This is a genomic window from Streptomyces fractus, from assembly GCF_049844455.1.
Classification (GTDB): domain Bacteria; phylum Actinomycetota; class Actinomycetes; order Streptomycetales; family Streptomycetaceae; genus Streptomyces; species Streptomyces fractus.
The window spans coordinates 5,882,632-5,900,159 of sequence record NZ_JBMYHI010000002.1 but is presented as its reverse complement, the minus strand read 5'-3'; the positions used below and the strand labels follow the sequence as shown (position 1 = coordinate 5,900,159).

The window sequence follows — 17,528 nt, the reverse complement described above, 5'->3', positions numbered from 1 at the left end:
GCATCCGGCGGGGTTCCGCTGCTCACAGGGCCCTGCTCACACCGTTCTCCATTCGGACCTCCGGCACGTCGCCGCCCGCCCCTCCCCTGCGCCCCTGCCCTTCCCCCCCTCCCCTTTCGTCACCGTTCCGCAACAGCCCCCGCCCCCGTGAACCGCCTCGTCAGACGCCCCGTAGAGCCCACTGTGCGCGGATCTACGACCGCGGGCGAACCGAGACGAGAGAAGGACGCGAGATGGCCGGCGGCAACATTCAGATCAGCCCGGACGAGATGCGTGAGGCGTCCACCTGGCTTCAGAACCAGAAGGAACTCATGCAGCAGAGCCTGCACGAGGCCAACACCAAGATGGACGAGATGGTCGAGGCGGCGTACGCGACGCCGGGTTCCGAGAGCAAGTTCCGCCCGTACTGGGAGGAGTACAAGAACGGCACCGAGAAGGCCATCGAGGGTCTGCAGGGTGTCAGCGAGTTCATCAAGCAGGTCGCCGACGCGTTCGTCGACACCGACGACCAGACCGCCGGCTCCATCGGCTGAAGCTCACCCGCATCGTCCGGCCCCGCTCTCCCTGTGAGGGCGGGGCCGGGCGGCCGGGACAGGAGAGGGGACACCGATGGGCAACATCAGCGTGCCTGTTCAGGATCTGAAGGACACCGTCACGGAGCTTCAGAACATCGGGGATCTCATCGGGAACTCCGCGACGCTCTACAACGCCACCGGCGGCGCGGACGACTTCAAGAGTCTGGCCGGCGACAGCACGCTCGCGGACGCCCTCGACGCGTTCGACAAGGCGTGGGTGGCGGGTCACGAGCGGGTTCACGACAACGTGAAGACGTTTGCCGACAACACGGACACCATCGCCGAGAACTTCACGCAGACCGACGACGAGACCGTCAAGTCGCTCGAAGAAGACAAGCAGGACGCGTGACCGAGGTACGGCGCGCGGAAGGGAACAGCGCAATGACGGAATCGGGCACGGAGCGGCCGGAGGCGGCCGCCCCCGCGGAGTACAGCCTGAGGTTCCCCGACTCGTGGTGGCATCTCGACCTCGACCCGAGCACCCGGGACGCGTCGATCCGCCGCCGTATCGAGGCACAGGTGGAGAAGGCACCGCAGCTCACCCGCGAGCAGATCGACGGCCTGATCCGCAACACCCGGCGCATCGCCCGCGAGGCGCACGCGCAGGGCGCGCTGCGGGCGTCGGGCATGCTCAGGATCCTGCGCGCGGGCAGCGGCCCGCTGGTGCTCAGTGCCACGACGGTGGTGCTGCGGATCACCGTTCCGGAGGGCGAGTCGGAGGATCTGGCGGACCTCGTCATGGCCGCCGGCGTGCAGCTCGGCACCGACGCGGAGAACAGCGGACTGCCCGCCGGCGAGGTGGAGTTGGTGGAGCTGCCGCACGCCGGGGCGGCCGGGCGGATCACCCGGGTCGAGGAGGTGGACTACCAGGGGAAGCGGGTGCCCACCGCGGTGCGGCACACCCTCGTCCCGGTGCCCGGCACCCACGACTACCTGGTGATCGCCAGCTCAACTCCCAACGTCGATCTGGCGGAACAGTTCTACGAGGTCTTCGACGCGATCACTGAGTCGCTCCGCTTCGGCGACCCGGCCGACGCAGAACAGGGAAAGTGAGGTTTCGGCCATGGTCCGGCCTGCGGTGTCCGACTGGGAAGACGTCTTCGGGTTCTCGGACGACCCGACCCCCGGCGATGCGGACATGCTCGGCGATCTCGCCCGCCAGTACCGCTCCGTCGCGGACAACGCGGGCGACGCCCTGCCCCTCGTGTCCGGCCTGGAGAACGACCAGGTCGGCGAGGGAAAGACGATGGACAAACTCCGCGACAAGCTGGGCGACCTGGCCGAGCAGGTGCGCAAGCTGCACAGCTCCTACGACCAGGCCGCCGGCGCCCTCGATGTGTACGTGCACTCGCTGAGGGATCAGCAGCGCAACGCCGACAATGCCCTGGAGAAGGGGCGTGAGGCCAAGGCGCGGCTCGATTCGGCCACCGATGTGGTGAGTGCGCTCACTGCCGACATCAGTCATCTCGACGGCCAGAAGCATCCGCCGGACGACAAGGAGGCGCGGGCCAGCACCCGGCGTGCCCTCGACGAGGCGCACAGCAAGCAGTCATCGGCGCAGGCGCAGGCCGACGACGCGCAGGCCGACCTCGACGCGGCCCGGATGCTCGCCGAGGACGCCCGTCAGGTGCGGGAGGAGGATGCCGCTGTCGCCGCGCAGAAGTTGGACGACGCCCGGGACGAGTCCGTCGAGGGGTACAGCCTCTGGGACAAGATCAAGAAGGCGTTCAGCAAGGCCCTCGGCATCATCAGTGCGGTGTTGGGTGTGCTCGCGATGCTCATCCCCGGTATGCAGGCCCTGGGCATCGCGCTGACCATCGGTGCGGTCGTGGCCGGCGCCGCGTCGCTCGGCATCAATATGTCGATCATGGCCGAGACCGGCGACTGGGACATCGGCGAGATCGTCCTCGGCATCGTGGGAATGGTTGCCGGCGGTGGCGCGCTGCTCAAGGGCGCCGGGAGTATCGGCTCGGCCCTGAAGGACGTGGCGCGCACCGGGCTGAGCAAGATCAACTCGGCCTTCCGCATCAACGGCCGCGGCGGGGGCGTCAAGAAGTGTGCGACCGACCCGGTGGACGTGGCCACCGGCGAGATGCTGCTGCCGCAGACCGACCTGGAGCTGGACGGTGTGCTGCCGCTGCGGCTGACCCGGACGTTTCTGTCGACGTACCGCTACGGGCAGTTCTTCGGGCCGTCCTGGGCCTCCACGCTGGACGAGCGTCTCGAAGTCGACGGCCGGGGGCGGGCGTTCTGGGCGCGTGAGGACGGGTCGATTCTGAGTTACCCGCGACTCCCCGAGGCCGGCCCGGCGAACGACCTGGTGTGGCCCGAGGAGGGGGCGCGCCTGCCGCTGGCCGCCGAGGAGACGGCCGAGGGCGAGGTCGCCTACTCGGTCGCCGATCCGCACACCGGCATCGTCCACCACTTCACGGACCGCGCCACGGACGGCGCCGACGGCGACACCCGCGTGCACTGGCTGGTCCGGTGGCACGACCGGAACGACAACGAGGTGCGCATCGAGCGGGAGGAGGACGGATCGCCGACGGCGATGGTCCACTCCGGCGGCTACCGCGTGGAAGTGAACTGTCTCCTCGGGCTGCTCCTCGACGTGGCGGTCGCCACGCCCGAAGGGCCCGTCGAGGTGATGTCCTACCGGCACGACTCGGACGGCAACCTCAGCCATGTCGTCAACTCCAGTGGCAAGGCGCTGGTGTTCGACTACGACGAGCAGCACCGCATCACCGCCTGGACCGACCGCAACGCCTCCACCTACCGCTACGTCTACGACGACGCGCATCGCGTCACCGAGACCATCGGTCCTGAGGGATATCTCTCCTCGCAGTGGTCCTACGACCCCGTCGAGCAGCGCAACCACTACACCGACGCGTGCGGCGCGACGACCGTCTACCACCTGAACGACCTGTATCAAGTCGTCGGCGAGACCGACCCGCTGGGCAGCACCACCACGTCCGAGTGGGACCGCTGGGACAACCTCCTCGCCGAGACCGACGCCCTGGGCAACACGATCCGGTACGAGTACGACCGGGCCCACAACCCCACCGTCATCGAACTCCCCGACGGCAGCCGGTCCACGGCGACGTACAACGCGCTGAACCTCCCCGTCACGATGACGGACCACGCCGGGGTGGTCTGGCACCAGGAGTTCGACGAGCGGGGCAATCTGACCGCCGTCACGGCACCGGGCGGCGCCACGAACCGGTTCACCCACCACCCGGGCGGAGCGGTCGCCTCGGTGATCGACCCGGTCGGCGCGGAGGCCTCGTACGAGGTGGACGGCGCGGGCCTGCCCGTCGTCATCGGCAACCCGGCCGGGGAGCGGTCGACGATCGAACGCGACGCGTTCGGCCGGCCCACGGTCATCACCGACCCGGCGGGCGCGGTCACCCGCGCGGCCTGGACCGTCGAGGGCCTGCTGGCGGAGCGGACCGCGCCCGACGGCCGGGTCGAGCGGATGACCTGGGACGGCGAGGGCAACTGCCGCGCCTCCACCGACGCCGCGGGCGGCATCACCCGCCACGAGTACACGCACTTCGACCTGCTGTCGGCCCGGACCACTCCTGACGGTGTCCGCCACACCTTCGCCTACGACCCCGAACTCCGCCTCACCCAGGTCACTAACCCGCAGGGTCTCACCTGGGACTACACCTACGACCGCGCAGGCAACCTGATAGCGGAGTCCGACTTCGACGACCGCGAAGTCCGTTACGAGCGGGACGCGTTGGGGCAGGTCGTCTCCCACACCACGCCGCTGGGAGCGGAGATCACCTTCCGGTACAACTCCGTCGGCGAGCTGGTGGAGAAGAACGTGGCGGGGGCGGTCACCTCGTACGCGTACGACGCGGCCGGGGCACTCGTCCGGACGGTCTCCCCCACCTCGACGCTGGAGTTGGAGCGGGACGACCTGGGCCAGATCGTGGCCGAGACCGTCGACGGACGGACCACCCGCTTCACCTACGACGTGCTCGGCCGGCGCACCTCCCGCACCACCCCGACCGGCGCCGTCAGCGAGCTGGGCTACGACGGGCGCGGCAACCGCGACACCCTCACCTCCGCCGGCCACCGCCTCGACTTCACCCATGACGTCGTGGGGCGGGAACTCGCCCGCGTATGGGGCGCGTCGACCTCCCAGGGAAGCGCGGCCTCCCGGGCAAGCGCGGCCTCCGGGGTGAGCGCGACGACCGCTTGGGACGTGGCCGGGCGCTCGGTCTCCCACTCCCTCGTCGCACCGGGGCGCACCCTGCGCGAGCGGTCCTACACCTACCGGGCCGACAACCACCTGACCGGCGTCGCGGATCGTGCGACGGGCAAGCGCCAGGACATCGAACTCGACCCGGTCGGGCGCCCGTTGACGGTCACCGCGGACGGCTGGACCGAGTCCTACGCGTACGACCAGGCAGGCAATCAGACGGCGGCCGACTGGCCCGCGAAGGCGCCCGGCGCCGAGGCCCGCGGCGAACGCACCTACACCGGAACCCGTATCCAGGCAGCGGGTTCGGTCCGCTACGAGTACGACGCCGCGGGCCGCATGGTGCTGCGCCAGAAGCGCCGGCTTTCGAGAAAGCCCGACACCTGGCGCTACGAGTGGGACGCCGAGGACCGCCTCACCGCCTGCGTCACCCCCGACGGCGTCCAGTGGCGCTACACGTACGACCCGATGGGGCGCCGCACCGCGAAGTACCGCATGGCCGAGGACGGCGTGAGCGCCGTCGAGACCGTGCTGTTCACCTGGGACGACTCCAACCTCGCCGAGCAGACCGACACCACCACCGGCGTCACCCTCACCTGGGACCACGACGGCCACCGGCCTCTCACCCAGCTGGAGCGCAAGCCGCGGGGACAGGGCGAGTACGATTCGCGCTTCTTCGCCATCGTCACCGATCTCGTCGGCGCCCCCACCGAACTCGTCGACGAACAGGGCGACATCGCCTGGCGCTCCCGTACCACCATGTGGGGCACCACCGCGCACAGCCGCGATGCCACGGCGGTGACACCCTTGCGTTTCCCGGGTCAGTACGAGGACCGCGAAACCGGCCTGTACTACAACTACTTCCGGCATTACGACCCGGAGAGCGGCCGGTACACGGCACCGGACCCCCTGGGGCTCGGTCCCGCCCCCAACCCGGTGGCGTACGTCGACAATCCGCAGTCGTTCAGCGACCCGCTGGGTCTGGTCCCCTGCAACGAGGCGGACCCCACCTGGGGCGGGAAGGTCAGGTTCTCGAGCGACCGCCTCAAGCGCCCCGGGAGGATGTCCTCCAAGCTCGACCCGGGCATGACGGGCGGCAAGACCAATGCGAGGCCGACGACCGAGCCGCCGGGTTGGGCGGGCGGAATGACAAAGACCGCCACCCCGATGAATCGCGGCCATCTACTCGGCGCCCAGATCGGCGGCTCGAACAAGCACCCGCTGAATTTCGTCACCATGCACCGCAATACGAACGCGCCGGTCCATGTGCACTACGAGAACGAAATTCGCAAGGCGCTTGATGTCGGAGAGAACATCAAGTACAACGTGACGCCCATTTACAAGGGGAAGAACCCGATCCCGACCCACTTGAAGCTGGACGCCTCGGGAACCAACGGGTTCAAATTCAGCCATCACAAGACCGGGCAGCTCATCAACCAGGTGGTGTTCCCCAACAAACCGAAGTAATAGCGCCCCCGCACGACCGGCGCAGGGACGGTCGGAGAACTCGTAAGACTCCTACGAAATTGAGGTTAAGGCCATGGTCCGGCCTGCGGTGTCCGACTGGGAAGATGTCTTCGGGTTCTCGGACGACCCGACCCCCGGCGATGCGGACATGCTCGGTGACCTCGCCCGCAAGTACCGCTCCGTCGCGGACAACGCGGGCGACGCCCTGCCCCTCGTATCCGGTCTGGAGAACAACCAGGTCGGCGAGGGAAAGACGATGGACAAACTCCGGGAAAAGCTCGGGGATTTGGCCAATCAGGTGCGCAAGCTGCACGACTCGTACGATCAGGCCGCCGGTGCGCTCGACACGTACGTGCATTCCCTGCGGGATCAGCAGCGCAACGCCGACAATGCCCTGGAGAAGGGGCGTGAGGCCAAGGAGCGGCTGAACTCGGCCACCGATGTGGTGAGTGCGCTCACTGCCGACATCAGTCATCTCGACGGCCAGAAGCATCCGCCGGACGACAAGGAGGCGCGGGCCAGCACCCGGCGTGCCCTCGACGAGGCGCACAGCAAGCAGTCATCGGCGCAGGCGCAGGCCGACGACGCGCAGGCCGACCTCGACGCGGCCCGGATGCTCGCCGAGGACGCCCGTCAGGTGCGGGAGGAGGATGCCGCTGTCGCCGCGCAGAAGTTGGACGACGCCCGGGACGAGTCCGTCGAGGGGTACAGCCTCTGGGACAAGATCAAGAAGGCGTTCAGCAAGGCCCTCGGCATCATCAGTGCGGTGTTGGGTGTGCTCGCGATGCTGGTGCCCGGGCTTCAGGGGCTCGGCATCGCGCTCACCATCGGTGCCGTCGTCGCCGGCGCCGCGTCACTCGCGATCAATATCGCCGATATGGCCGAGACAGGTGATTGGGACATAGCCGGCATCGTGCTCGGTGTCGTCGGCATGATCGGGGGCGGGGCCGGACTACTCAAGGGGCTCGGCGGGATCGGCCGGGCGCTCAAGACGCCCAAGCCCGGCGCGGTCAAGACCCCGGACGCCCGTGGCGTGGGCCGCGGCGTCGACAGGCGCACCTGCGCGACCGACCCGGTCGATGTGGCCAGCGGTGAGATGTTGCTGCCGGAGACCGATCTGGTGCTGCCCGGTGTGCTGCCGCTCGCCATATCCCGTACGTACCTTTCGACTTACCGGTACGGGCAGTTCTTCGGGCCTTCGTGGGCCTCCACCCTCGACGAGCGTCTTGAGGTCGGAGAGCGGGGGCGGGTGGCGTGGACCCGTGAGGACGGGTCGATCCTGTTCTACGCGGGTCTGCCCGGCGCCGATTCCCATGACAGCGACAACTCCGGTGTGCTGCCCGAGGAAGGGGCCCGGCTGCCGCTCGCCCGTGCAGGGGACACGGAAGACGGCTCCACCTACCGCGTCACCGACCCGCACACCGGCGTCGTTCGCACCTTCGTCAAGCACCCCGATGACCCCAACGGCCTTTACTGGCTGGCTGGTTGGCGCGACCGCAACGACAACCACATCACCGTCGAGCGCCTCTCCGACGGCACCCCGACCGCACTGCTGCACTCCGGTGGCCACCGCGTCGACGTCCACTGCCTCGCCGGCCTGATCCTCGGCCTGAAGGTCGCCGCGCCGGACGGCTCCGTCGAGGTCATGTCGTACGAGCACGACGCCGACGGCAATCTCACGCATGTCGTCAACTCGTCCGGGAAGCCCATGGCGTTCGGGTACGACGAGCACCACCGGATCACCTCGTGGACGGACCGGAACAACTCCATCTACCGGTACGTGTACGACGACGAGAACCGCATCACCGCGACCATCGGGCCCGAGGGATATCTGTCGTCGAGTTGGTCGTACGACCCCGACGAGCGGCGTACGCACTACACGGACGCCGAAGGCGCCACGACCGTCTACCAGTTGAACGACTTGCACCAGGTCGTCGCCGAGACCGACCCGCTGGGCAACACCGTCCACTCCGAGTGGGACCGTTGGGACAATCTGCTGTCCCGCACCGATGCCGTCGGGAACACCGTCCGGTACGAGTACGACGAGCGGCACAACCCGACCGTCACCCACCACCCGGACGGCACCAGCTCCACGGTGGCGTACAACGGGCTGAACCTGCCGGTCTCGGAGACCGGTCCCGACGGGCGCGTCGAGCGGCAGGAGTTCGACGAGCGGGGCAATCTCGTCGCCTTCGTCGCGGCCGACGGGTCCGTGCACCGGCTGACCAGGCATGCCACCGGCGCCCTCGCGTCCGTCACCGATCCGGCGGGCGGCGTCGTCACGTACGAGGCCGACACGGCGGGGCTCGCCATCGCCGTCGTACGGGCGGACGGGAGCAGGTCGACGGTCGAGCGCGACGCCTTCGGGCGCGTCGTCGCCGTCACCGATCCGCTGGGCGCGGTCGCGCGCAACGAGTGGACCGTCGAGGGGCTGCTGGCGAAGCACACCGGTCCTGACGGCCGGGTCGAGGTCAGGACCTGGGACGGGGAGGGCAACTGCCTCTCCGTCACGAATCCTTCGGGCGCCACCACCCGCTACGAGTACACCCACTTCGACCTCGTCGCGGCCCGCACCGGTCCCGACGGCGTGCGCCACACCTTCAGCTACGATCGGGAGCGGCGCCTCACGCGGGTCACCAACCCGCAGGGCCTGACCTGGGACTACACGTACGACGAAGCGGGCCGCCTGATCCGCGAGTCCGACTTCGACGGCCGCGAACTCGGCTACGTGCACGACGCGTCGGGCCGTATGGTCGCCCGTACGACACCGCTCGGCGAGCGGATCACCTTCGAGTACAACGCCGTCGGCGAGATCGTGCGCAGGGATGTGGCGGGGGCCGTCACGTCCTACGACTACGCCCCGTCCGGGGATCTCGTCCGTATCTCCTCCCCCGATTCGACGGTGGAGTTCGAGCGGGACGTCATGGGGCGGGTCGTCGCCGAGACCGTGGACGGGCGGCGTACCGCGTACGCGTACGACGTGCTGGGCCGCCGCACCTCCCGTACCACGCCGTCCGGTGTCGTCACCGAGCTCTCCTACGACGAGCTGGGCAACCGCGACGGTCTCTCGGTCGACGGGCACCGGGTGGCATTCAGCCACGACGTGCTCGGCCGGGAGGTGGCGCGTGCGTGGGGCGAACGGACCGTGGCCGCCACGACCTCGTGGGACCTGGCCGGGCGCGCCGTCGCCCGCGGCCTCACCGCCTCGGGGCGCACCCTGCGCGACCGGCACTACACCTACCGCGGCGACGACCTGCTCACGTCCGAGACGGAAACCGTCACGGGCCTGCGCCGGCAGATGGAACTCGACCCGGCCGGGCGCCCGTTGACGGTCACCGCCGAGAACTGGTCCGAGTCCTACGCCTACGACCAGGCCGGCAACCAGACGTCCGCCGACTGGCCGGAGAAGGCGGGCCGCGCCGAGGCCCGCGGCGAGCGCGCCTACACCGGTACGCGCCTTCAGGCCGCGGGCGGCGTCCGCTACGAATACGACGCCGCGGGCCGCGTCGTACTGCGCCAGAAGCGCCGTCTGTCGAAGAAGCCCGACACGTGGCGCTACACCTGGGACGCCGAGGACCGGCTCGCCGCGTGCGTGACGCCGGACGGCGTCCAATGGCGCTACTCGTACGACCCGTTGGGCCGCCGCACTGCCAAGTTCCGTATGGCACCGGATGGTTCGGTCGCGGAGACAGTCCGCTTCACGTGGGACGAGAGCCGGCTCGCCGAGCAGACCGACAGCGCCACCGACATCACCACGACCTGGGACCACGACGGCGGCAGCCACCGTCCGCTGACCCAGCTGGAGCGCAGGCCACGGGCGCAGGAGAAGCCTCTGGAGAAGACGCAGGGCGAGTACGACTCGCGGTTCTTCTCGATCGTCACCGACCTGGTGGGCACGCCCACCGAACTCGTCGACGAGCAGGGCGGCATCGCCTGGCGCTCCCGCTCCACCCTGTGGGGCACCACCAGCCGCAACCGGGACGCCGTCGCGCTGACCCCGCTGCGCTTCCCCGGCCAGTACGAGGACAACGAAACCGGCCTCCACTACAACTACTTCCGCCACTACGACCCCGAGACCGCGCGCTACACCTCCCCCGACCCGCTGGGACTCGAACCGGCCGACAACCCGGTCGCGTACGTCCACAACCCGCACACCTGGGTCGACGTGCTCGGTCTGGCTCCGCGCACCTGCCGGCCGCGCGCGGAGCCGGTCCCCGAGAGCAAGCACTTCCCCAGCCGCCACGCCGCGTTCCGGGAGGCCAAGCGGGATCTGGGGCTCTCCAGGTACCAGCACCCCGACTACGTCGGGCGGGTTCCGATGGCGAAGCCCAACGGCAAGGCCATCAAGAAGGAGGACGGCGTCACGGACATCATGACCCGCGAGTACCACTACACGCGCAGGGACGGCAGCGAGGTGGTCATCCAGGAGCACTCCGCGGGCCACCAGTACGGCGCCGCGGGCCGCGAGGGCGACCAGGGAGCGCACTTCAACGTGCGCCCCTCGAGCAACACCCGCAACGGTAAGGTCGCCGGGACCTCGGAGCACTACAGCTGGGGGCCCCAGCCCAATGGCTGAATCGCGCGTACCGACCGGAGGGCGGCACATGAACTGGACCGATCACGTCGACCTGTCGACGGGACTCGTGAAGATCTACGCGGGCGAGGTGCCGCCCCTGCGCGGCGTGCACCTGCACGCCGTCGACCTGCACCGGGACGGCCCCACCCTGTCCCTGCGCTTCGATCTCGACGGCTACCCGGCGGACCCGCCGAGCAAGTGGGTTGCCCAGGGCTTCAACCGGGTCCAGGTCGTGCTGGCCGTCACCGGCATCGACTCCTGCTCGATCGACGGGTTCGACACGGACCCGGTGGTCGACATCGACCTGGAACCGGGTGACGGCGGCCTTGTCGTCGCGGTGAACTCGGACGACGTCCGGGTGCGGGCCGTCGGACAGTCGGCGTACCTGGCCAAGATGTCGGCCTACCAGGAAGGCGACGGCTGACCGTCGTCCCGTCCCCTTACGCATGTGAGGGCCCCCGACGAAATCCTCGGCGGGGGCCCTCACATAGGCACAGGCCTCAGTTCACCGCCGCCGGCAACACCGTCTCCGGTACCTGCACCGTCCTCAGCACCCCGTCCCCCAGGTGCAGGATCGCCCGCCCCGCCGTGGGTGCGTTGAGGCGGCTGCGGGGGATCTTGACGCCGATCAGGTCGCCGTCGCTCATGTTCTGCGGCTTGAGGAGCAGGCCGCAGCGGTTGCGGCGGGCCTCCGTGTGCCAGCCGGAGAAGCCGGAGGAGAGGCGGTCGGTCTGGCCCGCGATGACCAGGCCGCGGCCGTTCTCCGCGCCGGACTTGGCGATCTGGGTGAGGACCGGTTCGGCCTTCGTCTTCAGCAGCAGGTCGGCGTCGTCCAGGATCACGACCGCGCCCTGCGGCGCCGAGGCCAGGACCTGTTCGAGGGCCGTCGGGTCGATGTCGGACTCCTCGTAGACCGCGAGGACGCCGGGCCGGCCGGCGAGCCGGCGCAGCGGTGACCTGGAGGGCGCGCCGATGACGATGGGCGTCTTCGTCGAGAGCAGCGACATTGCCAGCGTCGAGAGGACCGTGCTGCGGCCCGAGCGGGCGGGGCCGGAGACCATGAACGTCGGCGTGACCGAGAAGTCGGGGCCCGCCGCCGCGAGTTCGTCGCCGCCTACGCCCGCGATGGCCCACCGTGGCGACGGCAGCCTGCGCGGCACGTACTGGATCGCCTGCTCCCAGCTGAGCCGGTCCGGCAGGGTGTCGACGCGGAACGGGCGGGTGGTGGCGGGCAGTTGGGCGGACTGCGCGCGGCAGTGTTCGGCGATCTGGTGCAGCGCCCCCGCCTGCGCCTGACCCTCCGGGTTGTCCGTGAGGAGCGCGATCTGTACCTCCGCCTTGTCGGCGGCGCGGAAGGCGCGGCCCGGCGGGATCTCGTCGGGGACGTTGCGCTGGGTGATGCCGATCTGGCCGTACTCGGACTTCTCGTTCAGCTTGAGGACGAGCTTGTCCTCGGTGGAGCCGTTGACACGGCTGGAGAACAGCGCGCGGTCGCCGGTCATCAGCAGGTGGATGCCGACGCTCGCGCCGTCCCGGAGCAGGTTCATGACGGAGGTCAGCAGGTTCCCGGAGTCGTACTCGCCGAGCTGCTTGTCGAAGACCTCCCAGCGGTCGATGAACAGCACGATGTGCGGCGGGCGTTCGGCCTCGGGCAGCGCGCGGCGGAGTTCCGGCAGGTCGGCGCTGCCGCGTGCGGCGAGCATCTCCTGGCGGCGGGTCAGCTCGCGCGTGAGGCGGGCGAGGAGCCGGGCGACGCGGTCGGGCTGGGTGCGCTGGGTGATGGCGCCGCAGTGCGGCAGGCCCTCGATGGGAAGGAGTGCGCCGTTGCCGCAGTCGATGCCGTACATGTGGAGCTTGTCGGCGCCGTGGGCGAGGGCCATGGCGCCCGCGATGGTGCGCAGCGTCTGCGACCTGCCCTGGCGGGGCGAGCCGACGATGTGCAGGTGGCCGAGGGTCGCCGGGTCGATGACCAGGGGCTGGCGCGCCTGCTGCGCGGGCAGGTCCACGACGCCGTACGGGACGGGCTGGAGGTCGTAGCCGGTGGGCGCGGGGGCCGGGAGTTCGCGGGTGACGAGGGCCTCGGGCAGCGGCGGGAGCCAGGGGCTGTGCTGCCGGGGGATGCCCATCTCGCGGTCGGCCTCGCGGATCGCCGTGACGAGACCGGTGAGGTCGGTCTCGACCTCGGCGGGCGCGGCGGCGGCGCGGGGCCGCGCCGGGAGCGGGTCGCCGAGGCGTTCCCAGCCGACGGCGACGGCCCAGGGCGCGGGCAGCGAGGCCGCCGTGGCACCGGGGCGGCGACCGCCGACCCGGCCCGACTGGAACGGGACGAGCGAGTTCTGGCCGAGGCGGACGTAGGCGCGGCCTGGGTTGCTCTGCGAAATACCCGCCGCCTCACCGGAGTTGATGACGTCCTGGCTCTCGCCGGAGTCGGTGACGCGCAGCGCGATGCGCAGGTTGGTGTTGGCGCGGATCTCCGAGGAGACGACGCCGCTGGGGCGCTGCGTCGCGAGGATCAGGTGGATGCCGAGCGAACGGCCCCGCTGGGCGATGTTGACGAGGCCCTTCACGAAGTCCGGCAGGTCGCGGACCATCGAGGCGAACTCGTCGATGACGATGAGGAGTCGGGGCATCGGGTCGCGGCCCGCGCCCGGCTCCCGCTCCAGGAGGTCGACGTAGTCCTCGATGTCCTTGGCGCCGACCGCGGCGAGGATGTGTTCGCGGCGGGTGAGTTCGGCGGTGAGGGACACGAGGGCGCGCTCGACGAGGTGCGCGTCGAGGTCGGTGACCATGCCGACGGTGTGCGGCAGGTCGACGCAGTCCTTGAACGCGGAGCCGCCCTTGTAGTCGACCAGTACGAAGGTCATCGCGTCGGGGCGGTTCGCCACGGCGAGGGAGGCGACGATGGTCTGGAGGAGTTCGGACTTGCCGGAACCGGTGGTGCCCGCGACGAGGCCGTGCGGGCCGTCGCGCTTCAGGTCCAGGTGGAACGGGCCGTCGAGGGAGACGCCGACCGCCGCGCGGGTCGAGCGGCCGCCGGCCGTCCAGCGGGCCCGGATGCCGGAGGCCTGCGGCGGGTCGAGGGCGAGGACGTCGAGCAGCCGCGCGGAGGCGGGCAGCACGGCGGCCTCCTCGTCGCCGCCGCCCGGGTCGCGCAGCGGGCCCATCGCGCGGGCCAGCGAACGGCAGTAGTCGGCGGAGACCAGGTCGGGCCGGACGCCGGTGACGGTGCCGCGTCCTGAACGGCCCACCCGGACGGTGCCGCCGGGCTCCTCGGCGACGACGGCGAGGCACTCCTCGGGCAGCAGCAGTTCCTCGGCGTCGAGGCAGACCGCGCGGACGCCGACGGCCGGGCCCTCGCGCAGGATCTGCGTCACGCCGGGCAGCGAGCGCAGCCTGCGGGCGCCGTCGAGGACGACGAGCACGTCGGGTCCTGCGGACTTGCCGCGCCGTTCGGCGGCGGTCGCCGTGGCGCGTTCGGCGATCAGCGCGGTGAGTTCGGCGACGCGGCGCGCGCAGCTCTCGGTGCCGTAGCCGATGCTGGCCGGGATGTCGCCCGACTTCTTGCGGACGTGCGGCAGCCAGCGCAGCCAGGACCAGCCGTCGCGGCCCTGTTCGCCGGTGGTCAACAGGTGGATCTGGAGGTCGCGGGGGCTGTGCAGGACGGCGGCCTGGGCGATGGCCCAGCGGGCCACGGAGCGCGCGGCAGGGCCCTGGCCCGCGATGCCGAGGACGTGGTGCTCGCGCAGCGGCACCGTCACGGGGACGTCGTAGGCGGTCCACGGGTCCTGGCGGCGGTGCTCGTCCTTGGTCGGGTCGTGGAGGACGACGTCGGAGTCCATGTCGGCGGTGCCGACGCGCAGTTCGAGGAAGTCGGCGTCGGTGGCGCGGCGCTCCCAGAGGCGGCGCCGGGGGCCCACGGCGGTGAGGACGACCTCGGCCGGGTCGGGGAAGCCGCGGCGCCGGGCGGTGCGTTCGGCCGTGAGGGCCTCGTTCGCGTCGCCCTCGATGCGCGCCTTCTTCTCCTCGAACTCGGCGACGCTGTCGGAGTGGGACTGGCGTCCCGTGCGCCGGCTCATCACGTAGTTGCCGACGATCACGACCGGGGACAGCAGCCCGAACAGCAGCATCGACATGCGGCCGAAGGCCAGCGCGCCGACGACGGCCATCACGATCGGGGCCGCGGCCGTGATCCACGGGAGCGGCCGGGCGGCGAGCGGGGCGGGCGGCGACGGCAGGGTGAAGCGGGTGGTGCGTTCGGCGGGGTGCAGCCGCGGCGGCCGGTTGTAGTCCCAGCCGGTGCCGTCCTCGGAGGCCTGCACGGCGGCGTCCGGCTTCTGCGGCAGGGCGAGCTCCAACAGGGTGCCGCCGACGAGGAGTTGAGCGCCGACGGGCCAGGACGTGGCCTCGGTGAGATCCTCGCGGTCGAGCTGCGCGGCGCTGCCGCCACCGGCGTCGGGCGCGATCCGGCAGCGTCCGCCGGGGCCCACCGTGAGCACGGCGGACGGCCGCTCGGGCACGGAGCGCAGCACCTGCGCGGCGCCGTCGTGGCCGAGGCCGATCCGGTACTCGCCCATGTCGAGCCGGTGCACGGCGCCCGCGCCGGGGCCGCCGACCGCGCGTACCTCGACGAGCCCGTCCGGTTCGGCGGACGCGGCGCCTGCCGGGCGGCCGAGGCCGACGATGGCGGCGTGCTTGAGCGGCGCGTCCCGCAGCCGCAGGTCGGCGGGCAGCAGCCGGTCGTCGGCGTACAGTCCGAGGCCCTCCGGGGGCCGGTGGACGCCTCCCGCCCCGGCAAGCGCCTCCGCGACAGCGCTCATGGGCGTGTCGGGGTCGGCGTCGAGATGGACGTCGAACGCGTCACCACCCGCCTCGACCACGGTCAACATCAACGACACGAAAACGTCCTCCAACCGGCGCGAATGAGGGGATTCGGGAACCTCGATCGGCGGCTCCCGCACCACTGACGGGACTACGGGGCGGGTCCGCGGATGGTTCACCCGAGGTCCCGGTGAACCATCCGCGGACCCGCCCCGTAGTGGCCATCGGGTGCACGGCGCAGCGGCCGTGCCGCCCCCGTTTTGTGACAAGGAGTCAGTGGATGATCTGGTACGTCCTGGCCGCGGTGCTGGGTCTTGCGCTGATCGCGGCGGTGGTGGCGCTGATCGTCACCGAGCGGCGGGCCCGCCCGCCGAAGCCGGTCGCCGCCTCGGCCGCCGTCACGAGCCGCGGGGCGCTCGAAGTGGTCAACGCGGGCCTGCGCCGCCTGACGGGCGAATGCGTGCGCTCCGGCCGGTCGCTGCCCGATCTGTACGCCGTCGTGTACTCGGAGCAGCGGCTCGGGCTGCTGCTCGCGGGAGTCGACAAGGACGCCGCGGCCCCCGCGCCGTGGAGCGTCGAGGCGGACGGCGAGCGCTGGACGATCTCGACCGACGATCTGCACCGCCCGGGCCCGGAGGGCGAACCGGCGCTGCCGTACGCGCTGACGGTGACGGTGGGCCTGGACGGCCCCGAGCGGGTGCTGGTCGACCTGTCCCGCGCGACGGGCCCCGTCTCGGTGACGGGCCCCGACGCAGAGGTGCGCGCGCTGGTTCGGGCCCTTGTGATCGAGGCGATCGCCGGTCCCGTGGGGTCGCTCGCCCAGGTCACCCTGATCGGCTCGCTGGGCGACGGGCGGCTCCTGTCCGGTGACGAGACGCGCAGCTCGCGGCTGCACCACGCGGCGAGCCTGGAGGAGGCGTTCGCCACGGCGGCGTCGGCGAACGCGGGCGTACCGGAGGCCGGTTCGGCCGATGTCACCCAGGTCTTCCGCCTCATCGAGGGCAGCAGCAGGCTCGCCGTGCAGGGCGAGGTGCCGCACCTGTTCGTCGTGGAGGCCTCGCAACTGCCGCGCCACGAAGGGATACTGGCCGGCCTGCGCCGCACGGACGCCCTCCTCGTGCTCGGCGAGGCGCCCACGGGCTGGCGCTGGAAGGCGGGCGCGGACGGTTCGCTCGACACCGGACCGCTCGGCCTGAGGATCACCCGTCACGCGGGACGGCTGGCCGTCTGAGTGTCACGCCGCCTCGCTGTCGACCACGCCGTGCGCGTACAGCCCGCGCCTGTTGAGCGCCTCGCGCATGGCGCGGGCGGCGTAGTACGTGCGGGACTTGACGGTGCCCGGTGGCACGCCGAGCACCTTGGCTGTCTGGTTGACGGTGCGTCCGAGGTAGTGGACGTGCAGCAGGACCTCGCGCTGGGACGGCCGCAGGTCGCCGAGCGCCTCGACGAGGACCTGGGTGGTGAGGATGTGGTCCACGTTGTCGGAGACCGGCAGGTGGGCGAGTTCGGGGTCGCCGGTCTCCGGCGGTCTGGCCTGGCGGGCCCGGTGGCCGTCGATGACGAGGTTGCGCAGCGCGGTGAACAGCCAGGGCCGCGCGGAGTCCGCGGTCGGGTCGAGTTCCGCGGCATGTCGCCAGGCGCGTATGGCGACTTCTTGCAGAATGTCCTCGGCGCGGTGCCAGTCGCCCTCCAGGCGTCGCGCGGCGAACTGGAGCAGCGCGGTGCCGTGGAATTCGTAGAGCGCTCTGAGGAACTCGTCGGGTTGGAGGTCCGCGGCATGGGGGCCGGGTATCCGGTCTTCGGGCGAAGCGCTGGCCGACAAGGGCCTTTCCTCTCCGGATCGTCTGTGGGGGAAGACGGGTTCCGCCGGGTGCGGGTAGGACCG

At 71.0% G+C, this 17,528-nt stretch carries 9 protein-coding genes; 7 read left to right on the top strand and 2 right to left on the bottom strand.

The window, feature by feature from the left end; all coding sequences use genetic code 11:
• Positions 1-233 precede the first annotated feature (233 nt).
• The 6 genes from ACP4E5_RS28650 to ACP4E5_RS28625 all read left to right on the top strand — a co-directional run bounded on the left by ACP4E5_RS28650 (position 234) and on the right by ACP4E5_RS28625 (position 11,249).
• Positions 234-533: a WXG100 family type VII secretion target gene (locus tag ACP4E5_RS28650; RefSeq protein ID WP_111662277.1), complete on the top strand. Its 300-nt coding sequence runs from the start codon at positions 234-236 to the stop codon at positions 531-533.
• A gap of 76 nt (positions 534-609) precedes the next feature.
• Positions 610-924 (top strand): hypothetical protein, encoded by a 315-nt coding sequence (locus ACP4E5_RS28645; RefSeq protein ID WP_425833573.1) that lies wholly within the window; start codon positions 610-612, stop codon positions 922-924.
• Positions 925-956: 32 nt separating this feature from the next.
• The gene (locus ACP4E5_RS28640) at positions 957-1,628 is read left to right on the top strand and encodes a hypothetical protein (protein WP_425833571.1); all 672 of its coding nucleotides are present in this window, start codon (positions 957-959) and stop codon (positions 1,626-1,628) included.
• A 25-nt stretch (positions 1,629-1,653) separates the two neighbouring features.
• Positions 1,654-6,249, top strand: coding sequence for a DUF6531 domain-containing protein (locus ACP4E5_RS28635; protein ID WP_425833569.1), 4,596 nt, complete (start codon positions 1,654-1,656; stop codon positions 6,247-6,249).
• Between the two features lie 88 nt (positions 6,250-6,337).
• Positions 6,338-10,825: a DUF6531 domain-containing protein gene (locus ACP4E5_RS28630; RefSeq protein WP_425833566.1), complete on the top strand. Its 4,488-nt coding sequence runs from the start codon at positions 6,338-6,340 to the stop codon at positions 10,823-10,825.
• A gap of 28 nt (positions 10,826-10,853) precedes the next feature.
• Complete coding sequence (locus ACP4E5_RS28625) at positions 10,854-11,249, top strand: Imm50 family immunity protein (protein ID WP_425833564.1); 396 nt, start codon at positions 10,854-10,856, stop codon at positions 11,247-11,249.
• Between the two features lie 76 nt (positions 11,250-11,325).
• Here the strand turns inward: ACP4E5_RS28625 and ACP4E5_RS28620 are convergent, their stop codons facing one another.
• A complete protein-coding gene (locus ACP4E5_RS28620) occupies positions 11,326-15,711 on the bottom strand; it encodes an FtsK/SpoIIIE domain-containing protein (RefSeq protein WP_425841725.1) in 4,386 nt (1,461 codons plus the stop codon).
• A gap of 212 nt (positions 15,712-15,923) precedes the next feature.
• On the opposite strand from ACP4E5_RS28620, the gene ACP4E5_RS28615 reads away from it, so the two are divergent.
• On the top strand, positions 15,924-16,874 hold the full coding sequence (locus ACP4E5_RS28615; RefSeq protein ID WP_425833562.1) for a hypothetical protein: 951 nt from the start codon (positions 15,924-15,926) through the stop codon (positions 16,872-16,874).
• A 3-nt stretch (positions 16,875-16,877) separates the two neighbouring features.
• Here ACP4E5_RS28615 and ACP4E5_RS28610 read toward each other — a convergent pair whose 3' ends face one another.
• The gene (locus tag ACP4E5_RS28610) at positions 16,878-17,465 is read right to left on the bottom strand and encodes a sigma-70 family RNA polymerase sigma factor (protein ID WP_425833560.1); all 588 of its coding nucleotides are present in this window, start codon (positions 17,463-17,465) and stop codon (positions 16,878-16,880) included.
• Between the last annotated feature and the right edge of the window lie 63 nt (positions 17,466-17,528).